Source organism: Rubrivivax gelatinosus (assembly GCF_004340905.1).
In the GTDB taxonomy this organism is placed as follows: domain Bacteria; phylum Pseudomonadota; class Gammaproteobacteria; order Burkholderiales; family Burkholderiaceae_C; genus Rubrivivax; species Rubrivivax gelatinosus.
On record NZ_SLXD01000022.1, the window covers coordinates 21397 to 42597 of the forward strand.

At 72.3% G+C, this 21201-nt stretch carries 22 protein-coding genes, 1 tRNA gene and 1 pseudogene; 13 read left to right on the forward strand and 11 right to left on the reverse strand.

The window, feature by feature from the left end; translation table 11 throughout:
* Window position 1 precedes the first annotated feature (1 nt).
* Window positions 2-895 (reverse strand): DMT family transporter, encoded by an 894-nt coding sequence (locus tag EV684_RS22960; RefSeq protein ID WP_132649674.1) that lies wholly within the window; start codon window positions 893-895, stop codon window positions 2-4.
* Entirely contained in the window at window positions 885-2162 is a 1278-nt protein-coding gene (gene lplT, locus EV684_RS22965) for a lysophospholipid transporter LplT (RefSeq protein ID WP_132649675.1), read from the reverse strand. The genes EV684_RS22960 and lplT overlap by 11 nt, the downstream gene beginning before the upstream one ends.
* Before the next feature lie 140 nt (window positions 2163-2302).
* Here lplT and alr point away from each other — a divergent pair, with 140 nt between their 5' ends.
* From alr to EV684_RS23000, 7 genes are read left to right on the forward strand one after another with little or no spacing between them, the layout of a single operon-like run.
* A complete protein-coding gene (alr, locus tag EV684_RS22970) occupies window positions 2303-3391 on the forward strand; it encodes an alanine racemase (RefSeq protein WP_132649676.1) in 1089 nt (362 codons plus the stop codon).
* Window positions 3391-3801, forward strand: a complete 411-nt coding sequence (gene arfB, locus EV684_RS22975) for an alternative ribosome rescue aminoacyl-tRNA hydrolase ArfB (RefSeq protein ID WP_132649677.1) — start codon at window positions 3391-3393, stop codon at window positions 3799-3801. The genes alr and arfB overlap by 1 nt, the downstream gene beginning before the upstream one ends.
* Before the next feature lie 12 nt (window positions 3802-3813).
* On the forward strand, window positions 3814-5166 hold the full coding sequence (gene radA / locus EV684_RS22980) for a DNA repair protein RadA (RefSeq protein ID WP_132649678.1): 1353 nt from the start codon (window positions 3814-3816) through the stop codon (window positions 5164-5166).
* A 2-nt stretch (window positions 5167-5168) separates the two neighbouring features.
* Complete coding sequence (locus tag EV684_RS22985; RefSeq protein WP_132649679.1) at window positions 5169-5933, forward strand: metallophosphoesterase family protein; 765 nt, start codon at window positions 5169-5171, stop codon at window positions 5931-5933.
* The gene (locus tag EV684_RS22990) at window positions 5930-6337 is read left to right on the forward strand and encodes a hypothetical protein (protein ID WP_132649680.1); all 408 of its coding nucleotides are present in this window, start codon (window positions 5930-5932) and stop codon (window positions 6335-6337) included. The genes EV684_RS22985 and EV684_RS22990 overlap by 4 nt, the downstream gene beginning before the upstream one ends.
* Window positions 6338-6381: 44 nt before the next feature.
* Window positions 6382-7305 carry a branched-chain amino acid transaminase gene (locus EV684_RS22995; RefSeq protein ID WP_132649681.1) on the forward strand — a complete coding sequence of 308 codons (924 nt, stop codon included), beginning with the start codon at window positions 6382-6384 and terminating at the stop codon, window positions 7303-7305.
* 4 nt (window positions 7306-7309) lie between these two features.
* Window positions 7310-7513: a zinc-finger domain-containing protein gene (locus tag EV684_RS23000; protein WP_132649682.1), complete on the forward strand. Its 204-nt coding sequence runs from the start codon at window positions 7310-7312 to the stop codon at window positions 7511-7513.
* 158 nt (window positions 7514-7671) lie between these two features.
* On the opposite strand, the gene EV684_RS23005 is transcribed toward EV684_RS23000, so the two are convergent.
* Genes EV684_RS23005 through EV684_RS23020 form a run of 4 tightly spaced genes read right to left on the reverse strand, consistent with a single transcriptional unit; the run spans window position 7672 to window position 13748 of the window.
* Window positions 7672-8082, reverse strand: a complete 411-nt coding sequence (locus EV684_RS23005) for a type 2 periplasmic-binding domain-containing protein (RefSeq protein ID WP_132649683.1) — start codon at window positions 8080-8082, stop codon at window positions 7672-7674.
* A gap of 11 nt (window positions 8083-8093) precedes the next feature.
* Window positions 8094-9389: a hypothetical protein gene (locus EV684_RS23010; protein ID WP_132649684.1), complete on the reverse strand. Its 1296-nt coding sequence runs from the start codon at window positions 9387-9389 to the stop codon at window positions 8094-8096.
* Window positions 9386-10579 (reverse strand): HD-GYP domain-containing protein, encoded by a 1194-nt coding sequence (locus EV684_RS23015; RefSeq protein ID WP_132649685.1) that lies wholly within the window; start codon window positions 10577-10579, stop codon window positions 9386-9388. Before EV684_RS23015 ends, EV684_RS23010 begins: the two co-directional genes overlap by 4 nt.
* Window positions 10569-13748: a response regulator gene (locus EV684_RS23020; protein ID WP_132649686.1), complete on the reverse strand. Its 3180-nt coding sequence runs from the start codon at window positions 13746-13748 to the stop codon at window positions 10569-10571. The genes EV684_RS23015 and EV684_RS23020 overlap by 11 nt, the downstream gene beginning before the upstream one ends.
* Before the next feature lie 142 nt (window positions 13749-13890).
* Between EV684_RS23020 and purU the strand changes: the two genes are divergently transcribed.
* The 4 genes from purU to EV684_RS23040 are packed head-to-tail and all read left to right on the forward strand — an operon-like array spanning window position 13891 to window position 16762.
* Window positions 13891-14775 carry a formyltetrahydrofolate deformylase gene (gene purU / locus EV684_RS23025; protein WP_132649687.1) on the forward strand — a complete coding sequence of 295 codons (885 nt, stop codon included), beginning with the start codon at window positions 13891-13893 and terminating at the stop codon, window positions 14773-14775.
* A gap of 7 nt (window positions 14776-14782) precedes the next feature.
* Window positions 14783-15235, forward strand: coding sequence for a YybH family protein (locus tag EV684_RS23030; RefSeq protein ID WP_132649688.1), 453 nt, complete (start codon window positions 14783-14785; stop codon window positions 15233-15235).
* Window positions 15236-15260: 25 nt separating this feature from the next.
* Entirely contained in the window at window positions 15261-16229 is a 969-nt protein-coding gene (locus EV684_RS23035; RefSeq protein WP_132649689.1) for a YheT family hydrolase, read from the forward strand.
* Window positions 16230-16243: 14 nt separating this feature from the next.
* Window positions 16244-16762 carry a DUF2946 family protein gene (locus EV684_RS23040; protein ID WP_132649690.1) on the forward strand — a complete coding sequence of 173 codons (519 nt, stop codon included), beginning with the start codon at window positions 16244-16246 and terminating at the stop codon, window positions 16760-16762.
* A 13-nt stretch (window positions 16763-16775) separates the two neighbouring features.
* Here EV684_RS23040 and EV684_RS23045 read toward each other — a convergent pair whose 3' ends face one another.
* Entirely contained in the window at window positions 16776-17303 is a 528-nt protein-coding gene (locus EV684_RS23045; protein ID WP_132649691.1) for a c-type cytochrome, read from the reverse strand.
* Between the two features lie 117 nt (window positions 17304-17420).
* Between EV684_RS23045 and EV684_RS23050 the strand changes: the two genes are divergently transcribed.
* Both EV684_RS23050 and EV684_RS23055 read left to right on the forward strand, forming a co-directional pair.
* A tRNA-Arg gene (locus EV684_RS23050) sits at window positions 17421-17495 on the forward strand.
* A 291-nt stretch (window positions 17496-17786) separates the two neighbouring features.
* Window positions 17787-18686, forward strand: coding sequence for a fumarylacetoacetate hydrolase family protein (locus EV684_RS23055; RefSeq protein WP_132649692.1), 900 nt, complete (start codon window positions 17787-17789; stop codon window positions 18684-18686).
* 36 nt (window positions 18687-18722) lie between these two features.
* Here EV684_RS23055 and EV684_RS23060 read toward each other — a convergent pair whose 3' ends face one another.
* The 4 genes and pseudogenes from EV684_RS23060 to EV684_RS23075 all read right to left on the reverse strand — a co-directional run.
* On the reverse strand, window positions 18723-19052 hold the full coding sequence (locus EV684_RS23060) for a hypothetical protein (RefSeq protein WP_132649693.1): 330 nt from the start codon (window positions 19050-19052) through the stop codon (window positions 18723-18725).
* Window positions 19052-19942 carry a formate/nitrite transporter family protein gene (locus tag EV684_RS23065; RefSeq protein WP_132649694.1) on the reverse strand — a complete coding sequence of 297 codons (891 nt, stop codon included), beginning with the start codon at window positions 19940-19942 and terminating at the stop codon, window positions 19052-19054. The genes EV684_RS23060 and EV684_RS23065 overlap by 1 nt, the downstream gene beginning before the upstream one ends.
* Window positions 19943-19949: 7 nt before the next feature.
* Complete coding sequence (locus EV684_RS23070) at window positions 19950-20879, reverse strand: bifunctional enoyl-CoA hydratase/phosphate acetyltransferase (protein ID WP_132649695.1); 930 nt, start codon at window positions 20877-20879, stop codon at window positions 19950-19952.
* An 82-nt stretch (window positions 20880-20961) separates the two neighbouring features.
* Window positions 20962-21201: pseudogene (locus EV684_RS23075) on the reverse strand (pyruvate formate-lyase-activating protein); the annotation flags it as partial.

Consider the following 21201-nt stretch of genomic DNA (forward strand, 5'->3'; position numbering starts at 1 on the left):
ATCAGCGGGCCGCCAGCAGCGCCGCCCCGACGATCAGCGCGCCCCCGGCCAGCAGCGGCAGCGTGATCGCCGCCGCGCCCAGCAGCGCCGCCGAGACCGAGGCGAACAGCACCTCGGTGATCATGACCACCGCCGTCGCGTTGGCCGGCAATCGCGCCGCACCGTACTGCAGCGCCAGATTGCCGCCGAGGAAGAACACCGCCAGCAGCAGCACGCCGGCGATCCAGCCGGGCGCCGGGGCCGGCGGCATCGGCACCGCGCCGTGCGCGGCCAGCACCGCCGCCAGCGGCCCGGCGACGACGACGCCACCGAGGAACATCGCCAGCGCGCGCGCCGACTGCGGCCGCTGCGCCTCGCGCCGCAGCATCACGTTGTTCAGCGCGAAGCTGAAGCCGCCGGCGATGCCCAGCCACTCGGGCAGCGTGCGCGGCAGCGGCAGGCCGCCGCCCTCGGGCCAGAGCACGACGGCCGCACCGGCCAGCGCCATCGCGACGCGCAGCGCCGCGGCACGCGTCAGGCGTTCGTTCAGCAGCAGCCGCGCCAGCAACACCGTCCACAGCGGCATCAGATAGAACAGCAGCACGACGCGCACGACGTCGCCGACGGTCACGCCCCAGTTGAAGGTCGCATTGGTCGTGCCGGCGGCGGCCACCAGCACCCACAGCACCGGGGTGCGCAGCAGCTCGCGCCAGGCCGACGGCCGCCAGGCCGAGATGGCCAGCACGACGCTGCCGTAGACCGCGACGGTGGCCCACAACGGGTGCAGGCCCAGCGCCTGCAGTTCGCGCAGCGGCCACCAGGAGAGGCCCCAGACGAAGGCGTTGGCCAGCAGCGCGAGCGCCGGCGCCGCCGCGCCGGGGCTGCCGGCGCGCGGCGCGGCGAGCTCAATGGCCATCGGTGCGCGCGATCACGAGCAGGCGCTCGACCTCGTCCTTGTGCTCGATGACGTTGCGCCGGTGCCAGCGCCGGATCGTCTCCATGATGCCGGCGACGACCAGACCGAAGACCGTGATCGCGGCGAAGGCCGACAGCTCGAAGCGCGTCATGCCGGCGTAGAAGGCGCCCAGCGCCAGGATGCAGGCCTGCTCGTTGAAGTTCTGCACCGCGATCGAACGTCCGGCGCCCATCAGGTTGTGGCCGCGGTGCTGCAGCAGCGCGTTCATCGGCACGACGAGGTAGCCGCCGGCGGCACCCAGCAGCAGCAGGAAGGGGATCGCGACGTACAGGTCGCGGATCAGGTTGAGCCCCATCAGCAGCACGCCCATCAGCACGCCCAGCGGGATCACCGCGGTGGCGCGGTCCAGGCGCATGCGCATCGAGGCCACGACCGCACCGACGGCCACGCCGACCGACACCACGCCGGCCAGCGACGAGGCCTGCGTTGTCGAGTAGCCCAGCGCCGCGGCGGCCCAGGGGAAGACGATGATGCGCAGGTTGCCGCCGACGCCCCAGAACATCGTCGTCGTGGCCAGCGAGATCTGGCCCAGCTTGTCCGACCACAGGCGCGCGTTGCAGCGCGAGAAGTCGCGCACCAGCCACAGCGGGTTGGACGGCAGCGGCTGCAGCGGCGCGTCGGTGCGCGGGATGTAGAGGTTGAACAGCGCCGCCAGCGCGTAGACGAAGAGCAGCACGCAGATCGCGGCCTCGGCCGGCATGTCCACGCCGGTGTCGATGAACGGCAGGTCCAGGCCCAGCAGCGCCGGCGCGATGTGCGGCCCGACGAGCTGGCCGCCGAGCACGGTGCCGAGGATGACACTGGCGATCGTCAGCCCCTCGATCCAGCCGTTGGCCTTGACCAGCTGCGACGGCGGCAGCAGCTCGGTGAGGATGCCGTACTTGGCCGGCGAGTAGGCCGCCGCGCCCAGCCCGACGATCGAGTACGCCAGCAGCGGGTGGCCGCCGAAGAGCATCAGCAGGCAGCCGACGATCTTGATGCCGTTGGAGATCAGCATCACGCGGCCCTTCGGGATCGCGTCGGCGAAGGCGCCGAGGAAGGGCGCGAGCACGACGTAGAAGAGCGCGAAGACGACCGCGAGCACCGGCACGTGCCAGCTGGGCGCCTGGCTGCTGCGCAGCAGTTCGATCGCAGCGACGGTGAGCCCGTTGTCGGCCAGCGAACTGCAGAACTGCGCCGACATGATGGTCGAGAAACCTTTTTTCATCTGTCGCGCGCGCAGCCGGGAACGCCGGTTCCGGGCGCCAGTCCTGTCTCTCCATCCTTTCGGGCAGGCGGTTTATAGCACGGTGGCATCCTCGTTCCGAAGGACGTAAGCCACGGGTCGGCTGGCAAAATGGCCCGGCCATGCCGCGCCCGATCGAAGCCCTCGTCCACGTCCCCGCCCTCGCCCACAACCTGCAGCGCGCCCGCGCGCTGGCCCCCGACGCCCGCGTCTGGGCGGTCGTCAAGGCCAACGCCTACGGCCACGGCATCGAGCGTGCGTACGACGGATTGCGCGGCGCCGACGGCTTCGCGCTGCTGGACCTGGCCGAGGCCGAACGCCTGCGCACGCTGGGCTGGCGCGGCCCGATCCTGCTGCTCGAAGGCGTGTTCGAGCCGCGCGACCTGGAACTGTGTTCGCGCCTGGACCTGTGGCACGCGGTGCACTGCAACGAGCAGATCGACTGGCTGGCGGCGCACAAGACGCAGCGCCCGCACCGCGTGTTCCTGAAGATGAACAGCGGCATGAACCGCCTCGGTTTCACGCCGACGGCCCTGCGCGGCGCCTGGGCCCGGCTGGACGCGCTGCCGCAGGTCGACGAGATCTCGCTGATCACCCACTTCTCCGACGCCGACGGCCCGCGCGGCATCGCCCACCAGATCGCCGCCTTCGAGACCGCGACGCAGGACCTGCCGGGCGAACGCTGCCTGTCCAACAGCGCCGCGCTGCTGCGCCACGGCGTCAAGAACGACTGGGTGCGCGCCGGCATCCTGCTGTACGGCAGCGCGCCCGACTTCCCCGAACACGGCATCGAGCACTGGGAGCTGCGGCCGACGATGACGCTGCGCTCGCGCATCATCGCCACGCAGACCCTGGCCGCCGGCGACACCGTCGGCTACGGCAGCAGCTTCACCGCGCCGGGCCCGATGCGCGTGGGCATCGTCGCCTGCGGCTACGCCGACGGCTACCCGCGGCTGTGCCCCACCGGCACGCCGGCGCTGGTCGACGGCCGGCGCACGCGCACCATCGGCCGGGTCTCGATGGACATGCTCGAGGTCGACCTGACCGAGCTGCCCGACGCCGGCATCGGCAGCGAGGTCACGCTCTGGGGCCGCGGCCCCGGTGGCAGCGTGCTGCCGATCGACGAGGTGGCACGCGCCGCCGGCACGATCGGCTACGAGCTGATGTGTGCCGTCGCGCCGCGCGTGACGATGCGCGGCGCCGAGGACTGATGGCCGCGCCGCCGCCGTGCGTCGACCGCCGCGAGGTCGAGTTCGCGGCGATCCGCGCCCAGGGCGCCGGCGGGCAGAACGTCAACAAGGTGTCGAACGCGGTGCACCTGCGTTTCGACATCCGCGCCTCGTCGCTGCCGGGCCCGATCAAGGAACGGCTGCTGGCGACACCCGACCAGCGCATCGGCGCCGACGGCGTCGTCGTCATCAAGGCGCAGACCCACCGCAGCCTGCCACGCAACCAGGCCGACGCGCTGGCACGGCTGCAGGCGCTGGTCGACGCCGCGGCCGAGGTCCAGGCCCCGCGCCGGGCGACGAAACCGACCTGGTCGTCCAAGCAGCGCCGGCTGCAGGGCAAGGCGCGCGATGCCCAGGTCAAGGCCGGACGCGGCCGCGTGCGCGACTTCTGACAGGATCCCTCCGTGGCCAAGACGATCTACACCTGCCGCGAGTGCGGCGGCACCAGCCCCAAGTGGCTGGGCAAGTGCCCGGCCTGCGGCGCCTGGAACTCGCTCGACGAGGGCCTGGCCGAGGCGGCGACGAAGAACAACCGCTTCCAGGCGCTGGCCAGGAGCCAGCCGGTGGCGACGCTGGCCGACATCGACGCCGCCGAGGTCGCGCGCACGCCCACCGGCCAGGAGGAACTCGACCGCGTGCTCGGCGGCGGCATCGTCGCCGGCGGCGTGACCCTGATCGGCGGCGACCCCGGCATCGGCAAGAGCACGCTGCTCCTGCAGGCGCTGGACGCGCTGTCGGCGGTGATGCCGGTGCTCTACGTCACCGGCGAGGAATCGGGCGCCCAGGTCGCGCTGCGCGCGCGCCGGCTCGGGCTGGCGGGTGCCAAGGTGCGTGTCGTCGCCGAGATCTCGCTGGAGAAGATCCTGGCGACGCTGGAGACCGAGCAGCCGGCCTTCTGCGTCATCGATTCGATCCAGACGCTGTATTCGGACCAGCTGACGTCGGCGCCGGGCTCGGTGGCCCAGGTGCGCGAATGCGCCGCGCAGCTCACGCGCGTGGCCAAGACCGGCGGCTGCGCGATGGTGCTCGTCGGCCACGTCACCAAGGAAGGCGCGCTGGCCGGTCCGCGGGTGCTGGAGCACATCGTCGACACGGTGCTGTACTTCGAGGGCGACACGCATTCGAGCTTTCGCCTGGTGCGGGCGATCAAGAACCGCTTCGGCGCCGTCAACGAGATCGGCGTCTTCGCGATGACCGAGAAGGGGCTGCGCGGCGTCAGCAACCCGAGCGCGATCTTCCTGTCGGCGCACGGCGAGCCGGTGTCGGGCTCCTGCGTGCTCGTCACGCTGGAAGGCACGCGGCCGCTGCTGGTGGAGATCCAGGCGCTGGTCGACAGCGGCGGCGCCAGCCCGCGGCGGCTGTCGGTGGGCCTGGACCGCGACCGCCTGGCGATGCTGCTGGCGGTGCTGCACCGCCACGCTGGCGTCTCGTGCATGGACCAGGACGTGTTCGTCAACGCGGTGGGCGGCGTGCGCATCGCCGAGCCGGCGGCCGACCTGGCGGTGCTGCTGTCGATCACGAGTTCGCTGCGCGGCAAGCCGCTGCCGCGTGGTTTCGTCGCCTTCGGCGAGGTGGGTCTGGCCGGCGAGGTGCGCCCGGCGCCGCGTGGCCAGGAGCGGCTGAAGGAAGCCGCCAAGCTGGGTTTCTCGGTCGCCGTCGTGCCCAAGGCCAACGCGCCGAAGAAGCCGGTCGAAGGCCTTACGGTGCACGCCGTCGAGCGCATCGAGCAGGCGATCGACATCGTGCGCGGGCTGTGACGATGCGCTGGGCGATCGTCTCCGACATCCACGGCAACCTCCCGGCGCTGGAGGCGGTGATCGCCGACGCCGGCGCGGTCGACGGCTGGCTGAACCTGGGCGACATCGTCTCCGGCCCGCTGTGGCCGCGGGAGACCGCGCGCCGGCTGATGGCGCTGGGCTGGCCGACGATCGCCGGCAACCACGAGCGCCAGTTGCTGGCCCCGCCGCACGAGCACCTGGGCGCCAGCGACCGTTTCGCCTTCGACGCGCTCGGCGAGGCCGAACGCGCCTGGCTGGCGGCGCTGCCGGCGACGATGGCGCCGCACCCCGACGTGCTCGCCGTGCACGGCAGCGGCCGCAGCGACCTGGAGTACCTGCTGCACAGCGTGCGCGCCGACGGCCTGCACGAAGCCGACGAGGCCGAGATCGCCGCACGCCTGCCGGCCGCGGCGCCGGCCTGGCTGCTCTGCGGCCACAGCCATCTGCCGCGCCAACGCCGCGTCGGCGCGACGACGGTGCTCAACCCCGGCAGCGTCGGCCTGCCGGCTTTCGACCACGACCAGCCCGGGCCGCACGTCGCCGAGACCGGCACGCCGCAGGCGCGTTACGCCTGGCTGGAACTCGGCCCCGGCGGCTGGCAGGCGACGCTGCGCGCCGTCGACTACGACCATGAAGTCGCCGCCCGCCGTGCCGAGGCCCAGGGCCGCGGCGACTGGGCCGACGCGCTGCGCAGCGGCCGCGTCGGCCGGCGCGAAACCGACATCACCGCAGGAGGAACACGATGAACGCCTGGATCGGCTGGCTGCTGGCCGCCGCCGCGATGGCCGCCGGTTATGTCGGCTGGGGCTGGAGGGGCGTGGCGCTGGGCGTCACCGTCATCGTGTTCTGGCTGCTGCTGCAGTTCAGCCGCGCGCTGCGCGCGATGCAGCAGGCGGCCAAGCGCCCGCGCGCCAGCGTCGCCAGCGCGGTGGCGCTGCACGCCCAGCTGGAGCCCGGCCTGTCGATGCTGCAGGTGATGAAGCTCACCGGCAGCATCGGCGAGAAGCTGGCCGACGAGCCCGAGACCTTCGCCTGGCGCGACGCCGGCGGCGACGCGGTGCACGTGGCCTTCAGGGGCGGCCGCGTCGGCAGCTGGCAGCTGCTGCGGGCCGCCTGCGCCCCCGATGCCGGCGAGCACCCCGCCGCCTAGAATCGTGCGTCTCTAGAACCGCTCACTTTTCCCGAGGAACCACCATGTCGATGTCCGACCGCGACGGCAAGATCTGGATGGACGGCGCGCTGGTCGACTGGCGCGACGCCAAGATCCACGTGCTGACGCACACGCTGCACTACGGCTGCGGCGCCTTCGAAGGCGTGCGCGCCTACAACACGGCGCAGGGCACGGCGATCTTCCGCCTGCAGGAGCACACCGAGCGCCTGTTCAACAGCGCCAAGATCCTGCGCATGAAGATCCCCTTCTCGCTGCAGGAGGTGATGGACGCGCAGCGCGAGGTCGTGCGCGCCAACAAGCTGGAGAGCTGCTACCTGCGCCCGCTGACCTGGCTGGGCTCCGAGAAGCTCGGCGTCAGCCCCAAGGGCAACACCGTGCACCTGATGATCGCCGCCTGGCCCTGGGGCGCCTACCTCGGCGAGGAAGGCCTGCGCCGCGGCATCCGCGTCAAGACCAGCAGCTACACGCGCCATCACGTCAACATCACGATGACGCAGGCCAAGGCGGTGAGCAACTACACGAACTCGATCCTGGCCAACATGGAGGCCACGGACGACGGCTACGACGAGGCACTGCTGCTCGACGCCTCGGGCTTCGTCTCCGAAGGCGCCGGCGAGAACCTGTTCGTCGTGCGCGGCGGCACCGTCTACACGCCCGACCTGTCGGCCGGCGCGCTGAACGGCATCACGCGCAACACGATCTTCGCGATCTGCCGCGACCTGGGCATCCCCGTCGTCGAGAAGCGCATCACGCGCGACGAGGTCTACGTCGCCGACGAAGCCTTCTTCACCGGCACCGCGGCCGAGGTCACGCCGATCCGCGAGCTCGACCGCATCCAGATCGGGGCTGGCGCGCGCGGCCCGGTGACGGAGAAGATCCAGACCGCCTTCTTCGACATCGTCAATGGCCGCAACCCCAAGTACGCCGAATGGCTCACCAAGGTCTGAACCCATGAACGAACCCAAAGCCACCGTCGAGGTCCAGGCGGCCGACCTCGCCGGGCCGGGCGTCGTCTTCTGCCCGAACCCGAAGATGCCGCTGTGGAGCAACCACCCGCGCGTCTTCATCGACGTCGCCACCACCGGCGAAGGCCGCTGCCCGTACTGCGGCACCGCCTACAGGCTGGCGCCGGGCGTGCACCTGCACGGCCACTGAAATGGCGCGACGGGGGAGGCACGCGGCCGGCCCCTTCGCGGCGGGACAGCCCGCCCCCGGAGCCCGTCGACGGCGCTGACGCGCGCCACGCGCTGTTCCACGCCGCGCACGCGGCGAGTTCGACGCACGGGCTCGGGCTTCGCCGCCACGCGGCCCGGTCAGGGCCGCAGCACGACGTTCAGGCCCGGCTTCAGGTCCGAGGCGAGGATGTAGCCGATCGCCCCCGGCGTCGCCTGCACGTAGGCGATGATCTCCGCGCTGCTGCCCAGCTCGCGCGGCGGCACACCCTTGCCGACGTGGCGGCGCACCGTCCAGTACGCGGTGTAGCGGCCGTCGTCGAGCTGCACCACCAACGCCAGGAAACGCTCGCGCGACGCGCTGCCCGGCGGCGCGTTGACGACGTGCGCCGTGGCGCCACCGAGTTCGACCGCACGCCCGGTGTACAGACGCTGCAGCATCGGCTGGTCCACGCGCGTGATGCCGGGATGGGCGATGACGACGATGTCGTCGGCCGCCCAGGCGCCGCCGAACAGCAGCACGCCGAGGATGAAACCGAGGAGTGTCCGCATCGTGGCGCTCCTCAGAAGACGACGTTGTAGTTGACCGACCACACGTCCAGGTGCGTGTCGTGGATCGTGTCGGAACCCGCCGGCGTGTCCACCAGACGGCTCATCTGGCCGATGCGGGTGCGTTTCCACTCGGCCTTGAGCTTCTGCCCGGAGGCCAGCGCCCACGAAGCGCCGAGCGCGAAAGAGCGCTGGTCGGTGGCCCAGGTGCTCTCGGCCGCCATGCGCTGGCCGGCGTTGATGGCCTCGGCGCCCGGGACGTCCGCCGGCAGCGGGTTCTCGGTCAGGCGGCGGAACCACGCCCGCGTGCCGCTCGTCGAGCGCAGCCGGGCGCCGACGAGATAGGGCGTCACCGGGCCGAACTCGCGGAACAGCGCGACGTAGCCACCCGAGGTGTTGGCGCCGAGCACGGTGTCTTGCTGGATGTCGCGCGCGAACTCCGCCGCGACACGCCAGTGCCGGGCGAAGCGCTGCTCCACGCCGAGCGAGAACACCAGGTTGGTGACCGTCGAGACCTCCTGCAGCGCGGGGCCGTAAGGGATCGAGTTGTCGGTCTTGTAGAAGCCGACGCCCGGCGCCAGCTCGACCCGGGGCAAGGTCACCGGGATTCGCGCGCCGTCGGTCTGACGGGTGCGCACGTGGTGCACGCTCGCGCGCCACAGCGCATCGGGCTGGCGCAGCGTCAGCGCCGCGCCGAGCACGTGGACGTCGACCTCGACGAAGTTGGCTCCGGCCGGCCTGATCGGCTCGGCGCCGTCACGCGACCAGAAACGCGCCGTGGTGCGCGCGCGACCGCCCCACAGGTCCAGCCCCAGTTCGTCGTCGCCGAGGTTCCAGGTCCTGGTCGCCGTCAGCCCGTCGAACTCGTTGGACGGCGCGATCGAGTACATCTCGGTCGGCAGCCGCGCCATGTCCTGGGTCGCGCCGACGTCCAGGATCTCGGAATACAGGTACAGCGGCAGCCGCATGCGCCCGACACGCAGCAGCCAGTCGTCGCTGGGCCGCCAGCCGACGAAGGCCCAGGTCGGCGTGGGGTCCCAGCGGCGGTCCTGCTCGATCGACTCGGCGACCTTGAGCTGCAGCGTCGCCGACCACTGCGCCGACAGGCGCGCGTCGACCTGCAGGCCGAGCACGGAGTCGCGCTCGGCGCTGCCGTGCTCGTCGATGCTGCGTTCGTAGCGGTACTCGCGGTTGGACTCGGCCCAGCCCAGCGTGCCGAAGCCCGACCCGGACAGCTCCAGCGCGGCGGCCGGGGCCGCCGCGGCGGCCAGGATGAGCGCGGCGGCGGCTCTCGTCAGGCTGTGGATCATCTCGGGTCCTCGCCCGCGTCGGCGGCCATGGGCGCCGTCGGCGCCGCTGCACCGGGCTCGCCGGGCGTGTCCTTCAGCTGGGTGGCGATCTCGACGAACGCCGCCTCGTTGGCGCGCAGGCCCTCGACGAGCACCGGGTCGAAATGGCTGCCCGCAGCCTGGACGATGCAGTCCATCGCCGCGGCGTGATCCCAGGCCGGCTTGTACGGGCGCGTGGTGGTCAGCGCGTCGTAGACGTCGGCCACCGCCATCAGGCGCGCGGCCAGCGGGATCGCCTCGCCGGCCAGGCCGTCGGGGTAACCGCTGCCGTCCCAGCGTTCGTGATGATGGCGGGCGATCTGCTTGGCGTGGTGCAGCATCGGCCCGGCGTCGTGGTCCAGGCGGTCGATGGCCTTCTGCAGCAGCTCGGCGCCGCGCACGGTGTGCGTCTTCATCGTCACCCACTCATCGGCGGACAGCGGGCCGTCCTTGAGCAGGATGGCGTCGGGGATCGCGACCTTGCCGATGTCGTGCAGCGGGGCGGCCTTGGCCAGATCGTCGATCACCTCGGGCGTCAGCCCCGCCGCGGCGCCGCGGCGCGCGGCGTACCAGCCGGCCAGCGTGCGCACGTACTCCTCGGTGCGGCGGATGTGGTTGGCGGTCTCGTTGTCCCGGAACTCCGCCAGGCCGAGCATCAGGAACAGCGTCGTCTCGCGCAGCCGCTCGGCCTCGCGGCGGCGGCGCTCCAGCTCGCGGCCCAGGTGCGCGTTGCGGTCGCGCAGCACGTCGCGCGCGACCTTCAGCTTGATCTGCGTGGCCACGCGGGCGAGCACGGTCTCGGGGTTGAAGGGCTTGAGGATGAAGTCGGCGCCGCCGACCCGAAATCCCTGCGTCTCGTCCTCGGGCCGGCTGAGCGCGGTGATGAACAGCACCGGCACGTCGGCCAGCACCGGGTCGGCCTTGAGCCGGCGGCAGACCTCGTAACCATCGAGCCCGGGCATCATGACGTCGAGCACGATGACGTCCGGCGGGCTGCGCCCGGCGATCTCCAGCGCGCGCTGGCCGCTGATCGCGATCTTGACCTGGTAGTCCTTGTTCAACACCTGCGCCAGCAGCGTCAGGTTGGCCGGCGTGTCGTCGACCACCAGCACCACCGGGCGCCGCAGCGGCGCGTCGAAGGCGGGCAGCGCCCGGGGCGTGTCAGCGTTCATCCTGGCCTCCCCCGGGGCCGGCGAGACGCAGCGCCGCCAGCGCGGCGTCGAAGTCCAGGGCGCTCATCGCCTGCGTCAGGTGGCGCATCGCGGGCGCGGCAAGCGCCGCCTGCAGCGCCGGACGCTGCTGCTGGAACCAGTCGATCGCATCGCTGTCGTCGGCCTCCAGAAGCTCGTGCAGGCGGTGCAGGGCTTGCGCGGGCGTGACGGCCGGGCCTGGCGGCGGCGTCGATGGCACGCCGGCCATCCACGGCGGCGGCGCGGCCAGTGCCGCGTCGATCTCGGTGATGACCCGGCCCAGCGTGTCGCCCAGCGGCAGCAGCGCGGCCCGGGCGGCGGCGGCTTCCTGCTTCGCGGCGGCCTGTTCGAGCGCCAGCGCGTGTTCGCGCAGCGCGACGGCACCGATGGTGCCGGCCAGCCCCTGCAGCGTGTGCGCGGCGCGGCGCAGCGCGGTCCAGTCCGGCGCGTCCAGCCACGCGGCCCAGGCCGCCAGGCCGTCGCCGTACTCGGCGGCGAAGGCAAGCAGCGTGCGCCGGTACAGCGCGACGTTGCCGTCGAACTGGCGCAGCGCACGTCCGGTGTCCAGCGAGGGCAGCGGCGGCAGCGCCGCGGTGGCGGGCGGCGCCGGCGGCGGCACACCGGCGGCGGGCCGCAACGGCGCCAGCGCGGCCTCCAGCGCGGCGACGTCCAGCGGCTTGGCGATGTGGCCCTGCATGCCGGCGGCCAGGCAGCGGCGGCGTTCCTCGTCGAGCGCGTGGGCCGTCATCGCCAGCACCGGCAGCGTGTCGAAGCGCGCCTCGCGGCGCAGGCGCCGCGTCGCCTCCAGCCCGTCGAGCACCGGCATCTGCACGTCCATCAGCACGACGTCGAAAGCCTCGGGCCCGCGTGCGGCCAGCGTCTCCAGCGCGACGAGCCCGTTGTCGGCGATCACCACCTCGGCGCCGCGGCGGCGCAGCAGCGAGGCGGCGAGTTCCTGGTTCAGCGCATGGTCCTCGACCAGCAGCACGCGCAGGCCCGCCAGGCCGGCGCTCGGCGGCGCCGGGGCGGGCGTGCGTTCGGCCGGGCGGAACAGCCGGCGCAGATCCTCGGGCAGCACCGGCTTGGCGATGAAGCCGTCGGCACCCAGCGCCCGGGCCTGCTGGCGGATCTCGTCCGTGCCGTAGGCCGAGACGATGCAGATGCGTGCCGCCGGGTTCAGCTCGCGCAGGCGCTGCAGCACGGCGGCGCCGTCGGCATCGGGCAGCATCCAGTCCAGCAGCACGCGGTCGAAGGGCCGGCCGGCGCGTGCCGCGTCCTCGGCCAGCGCGACGGCCTGCGTCGCGTCGCGCGCGGCGGCCAGCCGGCCCGACGAGCCCACGCCCAGCGTGTGCAGCTGCCCCAGCATCACCAGGCGCGTGTCCTGCTGGTCGTCGACGACGAGCACGCGTGACGCCGCGGCCTCCGGCGTCGGCGGCCGGGCCTGCGCCGCGCGCTCGCGCGGCAGCGTCACACGCACCTCGAAGCGGCTGCCGACACCGGGCTCGCTGCGCACCTCGATCGTGCCGCCCATCAGCTCGACGAGGCGGCGCGTGATCGCCAGCCCCAGGCCCGTGCCGCCGAAGTGGCGCGTGGTCGAGACGTCGGCCTGCACGAACTCGCGGAACAGGCCCTGGACCTGCTCCGCGGTCATGCCGATGCCGGTGTCCTCGACCCTGAGCTGCAGCTCCACCGTCGACTCGTCGGCGCGCGGCACGCTGTCCAGCGTCAGCCGCACCTGCCCGCGCGGCGTGAACTTCACGGCGTTGGACAGCAGGTTGGCGAGGATCTGCTGCAGCCGCAGCGCGTCGCCGCGCAGCGTGCCGCGCTCGGCCAGCAGCGTCGGGTCGGCCCAGTCGCACAGCAGCTCGATCTCCTTGTGCTGCGCGGGCTGGCGCACGAGCTCGATCGCCTGCGCCACGACCTCCTCGACCGAGAAGCGAGCCGACTCGATCACCATGCGCCCGGCCTCGATCTTGGAGAAGTCGAGCACGTCGTTGATCAGCGCCAGCATCATGCGCGAGGCCGCCTGCGCCTTGTCGACGAAGTCGCGCTGCTCGGCCGACAGGTCGGTCTGCAGCGACAGGTGCGTCAGGCCGAGCACGATGGTGTTCATCGGCGTGCGCATCTCGTGGCTCATGTTGCGCACGAAACGCGACTTGGCCTCGGTGGCTTCGTTGGCCTCGTCGCGCGCGAGCTTGAGCTCGCGGCCGGTCTGCTCGCGCGCGGCGATGTCGGCCTGGAAGCGGTTGGCCATCGCGTCCAGCGCCGCGCCCAGCCGCACGAGTTCGTCGACGCCGCGTGCGTGGCGCGGCGTGCGGGCGTCGTAGTCGCCCTCGGCGATGCGGCCCGCGACGGCGCTGAGCATGCGGATCGGTTCGAGCACGCGCCGCCGCTGCACCGACAGCACGCCGTAGAACAGCAGCGCCAGCGCGGCGTTGACGCCGACGGCGACCTGGATGCCGGTCGCGAGCTTCTCGCGTGCGGCGCCGATCGCGGCGTCCGTGCGTGCGCGCACCTGGCCGCGCAGCTCGCCGACCGCCTCGGTCAGCATCAGGCGGCGGTCCTCGTACTCGCGCGAGCGCACGAGGTCGAAGGCGAAGTGCAGGTCGGGGCGGCCATCGTCGGTGAAGTCGCCGGTCGTGGTGTCGAACAGGCCCTGGGTCGCGGCCATCGCCACCTTCTCCAGCTCCTGCATGTACTGCGCCGCGGCGAGCACGCGCCCGGCGGCGGCGAGTTCGTCGGGCGCGAAGCCCAGCCGCGTCATGCGTTCGAGCATCGGCCCGCTGGCCCCGGAGCGTGGCGCGACCGGGGCCTGCACGCGCATGCGCTCGCGCCAGTACAGCATCGGATCGGCACCCTCCGGCGCCGGCGAGCGCCCGGCGCGCACGTCGAGGATCTCGTAGTAGGTGTTGATGTAGCGGAGATCACCCTGGCGGTCGGTACGCGCGGTGAAACCCTGCACCAGCTCGGCCAGCAGCGTGTTCTCGTTCTCGATCTGCTGCACGAAGCCGAGCGCCAGCTCGCGTTCGTCGATCGCGCGGCGCATCGCCTCCTGGGCCGGGAACACCAGACCCCAGAACACCAGCACGTTGACCAGCAAGGCCAGCAGCACCGCGGCCGAGGAGCCGTGCGAGATCGAACGCAGCTTCATCGGGCTTCAGGGTGTTTCGGTCGCAGCGCGGCACATCCGGCCCTATATCGAACGAATCCGCCCGCCCCTGAGGGGGAGCACGGCCGGCGGCCGTGACGGATGTCGCGCCGAGGGCTGCGGCGGCGGTCCCTACAATGCCGGGATGGCTGCGGAAAACCAGTTCGTCCTCACGCTCTCGTGCCGGGACACCAAAGGCATCGTCTTCGCCGTCTCGGGACTGCTGTACCAGGCGGGCTGCAACATCATCGACTCGCAGCAGTTCGGCGACCTCGACGGCGACGACGCGACGGGCCTGTTCTTCATGCGCGTGCACTTCGAGGCGCCGGCGCAGCTGGCCGACGTGCAGACGCTGGACCGGCTGTTCGCCCACACCCGCGAGCAGCACCAGATGGACGTGCGTTTCCACGCCGTCTCGCGCCGCCCTCGCCTGCTGCTGATGGTCAGCCAGCACGGCCACTGCCTGAACGACCTGCTGTTCCGCTGGAAGAGCGGGCAGCTGCCGGTGGAGATCCCGGCGATCGTCTCCAACCACAGCACCTTCGCCGGCCTGGCCGACAGCTACGGCATCCCCTTCGTGCACCTGCCGCTGGTCGGCGGCAGCAGCGCCGAGACCAAACGCGCCCAGGAGCGCGAGGTCGAGGCGATCATCGACCGCGAGCGCATCGACCTCGTCGTGCTCGCGCGCTACATGCAGATCCTCAGCCCCGAGTTCTGCGAGGTGCTGCGCGGCCGGGCGATCAACATCCACCACAGCTTCCTGCCCAGCTTCAAGGGCGCGCGGCCGTACTTCCAGGCCCATGCGCGCGGCGTCAAGCTGATCGGCGCGACCGCGCACTACGTCACCGCCGACCTCGACGAAGGCCCGATCATCGAGCAGGACGTGGAGCGCGTGGACCACACGCTGTCGGCCGAGGACTTCACCGCCGTCGGCCGCGACATCGAGTGCCGCGTGCTCGCGCGCGCGGTGCGCTGGCACGTCGAGCGCCGCGTGCTGCTCAACGGCCACAAGAGCGTCGTCTTCCGCTGACCGCGCCGTGGCCCGCCCGAAGCCTCCCGCGGCGCCGACCATCGCGCTGACGCCCGAGGACGCCGAGGCCGCGTTCTACGAGGCGATGGCCGGCGGCGACGTCGGCCGCATGATGGCGCTGTGGGTCGACGACGAGGACGCGCTGTGCGTGCATCCGGGCGGCGGCCGCATCGTCGGCACCGCTGCGGTGCGTGCGAGCTACGAGGCCATCCTGGCCGACGGCGGCATCCCGGTGTCCTACGACGCGGTGCACCGGCTGCAGCGCGCCGAGGTCGCGGTGCACCACCTGATCGAACGCGTCGTTGTCGACTCGGCGCGTGGCCGCAGCGAGCTGCGCATGCTGGCCACCAACGTCTACCTGAAGACGCCGCTGGGCTGGCGCATCGCGGTGCATCACGTCACCGCCGCCGGCCCCGACGACCGGCCGCCGCCCGAGGCGGCGCCGACGACGCTGCACTGACCCCGGGCCGCGGGCCCGCGCCGCGATGCACGACTACCGCGCCCCGCGTTGGCTGCCCGGCGGCCACCTGCAGACGATCTGGCCCTCGCTGTTTTCGCGCCCCTGGCGGCACGAGACGCCGCCCTACCGGCGCGAGCGCTGGACCACGCCCGACGAGGACTTCGTCGACCTCGACCATCTCGACGCCGCCACACCCGGCGCGCCGCGGCTGGTGCTGTTCCACGGGCTGGAGAGCTCATCGACCAGCCGCTACGCGGTCGCCTTCGCGCTGGCCGCACGCGCCGCCGGCTGGAGCTTCACGGTGCCGCACTTCCGCGGCTGTTCCGGCGAACCCAATCTTGCGCCACGCGCCTACCACTCGGGCGACTTCGAGGAGGTCGGCTGGATCCTCGAGCGGCTGCGCGCGCGCGAGAACCGGCCGTTGCTGGCCGCCGGGGTCTCGCTGGGCGGCAACGCGCTGCTGCGCTGGACCGAGGAGCACGGCGACAGCGCCGCCGCCACCGTGCGCGCCGTCGCCGCGGTCTCGGCGCCGGTGGACCTCACGGCTGCCGGCCGCGCCATCGACCGCGGCTTCAACCGCGCCGTCTACGCGCGCCGCTTCCTGCAGACGATGAAGCCGCGTGCGCTGGCCAAGTGGCAGCAGCACCCGGGGCTGTTCGACCGCGAGCGCCTGCTACGGGCGACGACGCTGTGGGAGTTCGACGACGTCTTCACCGCGCCGCTGCACGGCTTTGCCGGCGCCGACGACTACTGGCGCCGCGCCTCGGCCAGGCCGCATCTGCACGCGGTGCGTGTGCCGACGCTGGTCTTCAACGCCCTCAACGACCCCTTCGTGCCCGGCGACTCGCTGCCCGCGCCGGGCGAGGTCGGCGCGCACGTGAGGCTGTGGCAGCCGGCCGAAGGGGGCCACGTCGGCTTCCCGCACGGCGGCTTCCCCGGCGACGTACGCCCTTTCGCCGATGCGGTCGTCGGCTGGCTGGCGCGCGCCGCCTGAGGCAGGATCGGCCGATGGACGCGATCGTCGAAGCCGCGCTGCGCAAGTGGCCCAAGGTGCCGCACTGCTGGGGCTGGCTGGCGCTGGACGCGCGCGGCGACTGGTACATGCGCGACGAACGCGTGCAGGCCGCCGGGCCCTTCCCGCGGGTCAAGGGCAGCCGCATCGTGCACGACAAGCTGCGCGAGTTCATCCACCGCAACTACCTGCACGACGAAGCCGGCGCCTGGTTCTTCCAGAACGGCCCGCAGCGCGTCTACGTCGAGCTGGAGGCGGCGCCTTTCGTCTGGCGTGTCGGGCCGGACTTCGGGCTGCACGCGCACACCGGCGCACCGGCCGAGCCCCGCAGCGCCTGGCTGGACGAACACGGGCGGCTGTTCCTGGACACCACGCTCGGCTTCGGCCTCGTGCACACGCTGGACATGGGGCATGCCGCCGACGCCGTGGAGGCCGGCGCGTGGCAGCCGCAGGAGCTGGGCTTCGCCTCGATGCCGGAGCGTTTCGGCTACGTGCTCGCGCCGCAGCCGGCCTGAACCGCCGGCCCGGTCAGTCGGCGGCGCTGGCCGCCGGCGCGGGCGGCTCGGCGAAGCTGGCGCCGCCCGCGTTGGCGAGGTAGACCACGGCCCGGGCGATCTCGTCGTCCGAGGTGGCGCCGCCGCCTTGCGGCGGCATCGCGTTCTTGCCCTTGAGCGCCGAATGCAGCAGCGTGTCGAAGCCTTGCGCCACACGCGGCGCCCACGCGGCCTTGTCGGCGTACTTCGGCGCGCCCAGCGTGCCGGCCGCGTGGCACGCGCTGCACACCGCCTGGTAGACCTGTTCGCCGCTGCGCGGCGCACCGCCGCCGGCCGGTGCGTCGGCGAGCGCGATACGGCCCACGGGTTGAAGCCGGGCGGCGATCGACTGTTCATCGAAGGCGTCGCTGCCCGCCCCCATGCGCGGCTGGGCACCGAAATAGCCGGCCACGAGCAGCAGCAACGTCACCGGCACCAGGAAGGCGGCGACGATGGTCAGCACGAGGTTGCGCGGGGTCTTGATCGGGCCCTCGGGCGCCGGGGAGTCGGTGTGGTCGGTCATCAGTGTCTCGTGGCGTCGGCCACCGGGCCGAACTCTTGATTATGGTCAATCACGCTCGGGGCTTGGCGGCGGCTCAGCCGGGACCGGCAAGCGCAGGCTAGAATGCCGGCTCACCTGGCGACCGTGGTGAAGTGGATATCATGCGGCCCTCCGAAGGCTGCGTCGCAAGTTCGATTCTTGCCGGTCGCACCAGATCCCGGGCACCTCCCGCCCGATGCCCCCGTGAAACAAACCATTAAGCGGCTTCGGCCGCTTTTTGCGTTCTGGCGCCCGGCCCGACGAGGCTCCAGGCCGGATGAGCCCGCAGCGCCAACACATCCACGTCGACAACCAGGTCTTTGTTTTGCCTGTAATGGCAATTCTGAAACCTCGGAATTGAGTCTAGGAAGATATCGCGCCGTTTCCTACAGTGGGTCCACCACAACCCATCTGCTACGGACACGACGACAGCACGCCGATGCCCTAGCGTTTCACGAGGACCCCATGAAATTGCTCAGCTTCCGCACCCGCCGGGGCGAACGCAGCTACGGCATCCGCAACGAACACGGCATCGTCGACCTGGGACGTCGCCTGGGCAGCCGCCTGCCCAGCCTGCGTGCACTGCTCGCCGCGCAGGACGGCCTCGTGCTGGCTCGCCAGCACGGGAACGCGGCGCCGGACTACGCCGAGGGCGAGGTCGTCTTCCTGCCGGTCATCGAGCAGCCGAACAAGATCTTCTGCGTCGGCATGAACTACGCCGCCAAGCGCCAGGAGTTCAACGAGAGCAATCCGGCGCCGACGCTGTTCATCCGTTTCCCCGACTCGCAGACCGGCCACCGCTGTCCGGTCGTCAAGCCGCTGCAGAGCCGCGAGTTCGACTTCGAGGGCGAACTGGCCGTGGTCATCGGCACCGGCGGCCGGGGCATCCGTCGCGAGGACGCGCTGCGCCACGTCGCCGGCTACGCCTGCTACATGGACGGCTCGGTGCGCGACTGGCAGCACACCTGGTTCACCGCCGGCAAGAACTGGCGCGACACCGGCGCCTTCGGCCCGTGGATCGTGACCACCGACGAGATCCCGGACCCGCAGCAGCTGCGCCTGCGCACCTTCCTCAACGGCCAGCAGGTGCAGGACGAGAGCACCGCCGCGATGCTGCATCCGGTGGCCGAACTGATCGAGTACATCAGCACCTTCAGCGCGCTGTCGCCCGGCGACGTGATCATCACCGGCTCGCCTGGCGGCGTCGGCAAGAAACGCGTGCCGCCGCTGTTCATGAACGCCGGCGACACGATCGAGGTCGAGATCTCGGGCATCGGCCGGCTGTGCAACACCGTCGTCGACGAGACGCCCGAGACCGAGGACGACCCGGTGAGCCTGCTGCTCGCCGAGACCGCGGCCGCCTGAACGAAGCGCCCCGCCGCCGCCCGGCGGCGCTTGTCTTCAGCCGCCGCCCAGGCGGCTGTCGATCTCGCGGTCCAGGACGCGCGACAGCACGCGCCAGGCCGCGCCCGGCGCGCCGGCACCATCGAGTTCCAGCTCCAGCCGCCTCCGCAGCACCACCAGCGCGCAGAGCTTGAGCCGAAGGCGTTCGCGCCCGTGCGGCACGCGTCCGGTGGCGGGCCTCAGGCCCTGGCGCCGGTCCAGCGTCTCGCCGACCAGCGCCTGCACCGCCGCGGCGTCCTGCCAGTCCAGGCCCAGCACGCGGGCGGCCTGCATCAGCGCACGCTCGGTCTCGCGTGCCGTGGCCGCGTAGTCGATGAAGCCGGCCATCACGCCTTGCCCCCCGGGCGCCGGAACAGCCACCAGTAGACGCCCGCGACGAGCAGCGCGCCGCCGACCCAGTTGCCCAGCGTCACGACGCCGAGGTTGATCAGGTACTGGCCCACCGGGATCTCGGCGGCCGCTCGGGCCTGCGCCGCGGGCTCGGCCCAGAAGCTCGCCGGCGCGAACCACTTGACCATCAGGCCGTAGGGCACGAAGTACATGTTGGCCACGCAGTGCTCGAAGCCGGCGGCGACGAAGGCCGTGATCGGCAGGAACATCGCGACGATCTTGTCGGTCACGCTGCGTGCGGCCAGCGACAGCCAGGTCGCCAGGCAGACCAGCACGTTGCACAGGATGGCCAGGCTGAAGGCCTTGAACGGCGGCAGAGTGGCCTTGCTGGCCGCCAGGTACAGCGCGCTGGCGCCGACCTCGCCGTGACCGAAGCCGTACTGGCCGCCGAAGAACACGATGGCCGCGGTGCCCAGCGCACCGACGAGGTTGCCCAGCCAGACGAGGGTCCAGACGCGCAGCATGCGCCGCGTGTCCAGCCGGCCGCTGGCCCAGGCCATGACCATCAGCGCGTCGCTCGTGAAGAGCTGGGCGCCGGCGATGACGACCAGCATCAGCCCCATCGAGAACGCCGCGCCCATCAGCAGGCGCATCACGCCCCAGGGCAGCACGTGGTCGGCGCCGGCGATGGCAATGGTGGCGAACATCGCCCCCAGCGCGACGAAGGCGCCGCCGAGCACGGCCAGGCCGAACTGCTGGGCGGCCGAGGCCTTGGCCTTCTTGACGCCCATCTCCTCGGCGGCGCAGGCCACCGCGTCGGGCGCCAGCGGGTCGAACAGCGAACGGGGAGCCGCTTCGGCGGCGGGAGCAGACATCGGAGCGTTCATCGGGTTCTCAATGGGAGAGCTGCGCCGCCGCCAGCCGCGCGGCGATGGCGCAGGACGCGAGCCGGGAGCGCAGCGTGTCGGTGGCGCCGGCCATGATCACCGGCAGCCGGGCACCGAGCACGACGCCGGCAACATCGGCCGCGGCGAACAGGCGCAGCTGTTTGACCAGCAGGTCGCCGGCCACGAGGTCGGGCACCAGCAGGATGTCGGCGTCGCCGGCCACCGGCGAAGCCAGGCCCTTGGTGCGTGCGGTCTCGGCGCAGATCGCGTCGTCCAGCGCCAGCGGGCCGTCGAGCAGGCCGCCGGCGATCTGGCCGCGTTCGGCCATCTTGCAGAGCACCGCGGCGTCCAGCGTCGACGGGATCCTGGGGCTGACCGTGTCGGTGGACGACAGGATCGCGACCTTGGGCATCGCGACCCCGAGCGCCTGCGCGAGCCGGATCGCGTTCTGCACGATCTGCGCCTTGTCCTCGAGCGAGGGCGAGACGTTGATCGCCGCGTCGGTGATCAGCAGCGGCCGCGACCGGCCGGGCAGCTGCACGACGGCGACCTGGCTCAGGCGCGGCGCAACGCGCAGCCCGTGGTCCTTGCGCATCACGACGGCCACGATCTCGTCGGCCGGCAGCGCGCCCTGCACCAGCGCGCCGACCTCGCCGTCGCGCGCCAGTTGCGCGGCGACTTCGAGGGCCGCCCGTGCCGAGGCGGCGTCGACCAGGCTGCAGCCCGACAGGTCCAGCGCATGCATCGCCGCCAGCCGCTGCATCGTCGCCGCCGGGCCGACGAGCACCGGATCGAGCAGCCCGGTGGACGCGGCCTCGACGGCCACACGCAGCGAGATCTCGTCGCAGGGATAGACCAGCGCCGCCGCCAGGGGCGCTTCGCACGGGGCAGCGGCGGCACGCGCCTTCGGCGCGGCGCACAGGGAGAGGGTCGACATCGTGGCGATCTCCAGGCAAAGGCCTGCCCGGCCGGGCAGGCACCCGGTGTGTCGGAAGCGGTGGGAAGCGCCGGGGCCGGCGTCAGTCGACGGCCAGCCCGGCCTCGCGGAACAGCCGTCGCGTGTGCTCGGCCAGTTCCTCGGAGGGCGGCGCCACGCCGGCCAGGCGATAGTCCAGCGCGCGGTCGTGCCACTTGTGCTCGCCCATCTGGTGGAACGGCAGCACGTCCACACGCTGCACGTTGCCCAGCCGGGCGGCGAAGGCAGCCAGCGCGCGGATCTCGCTGTCGTGGTCGGTCCAGCCGGGCACCAGCACGTAGCG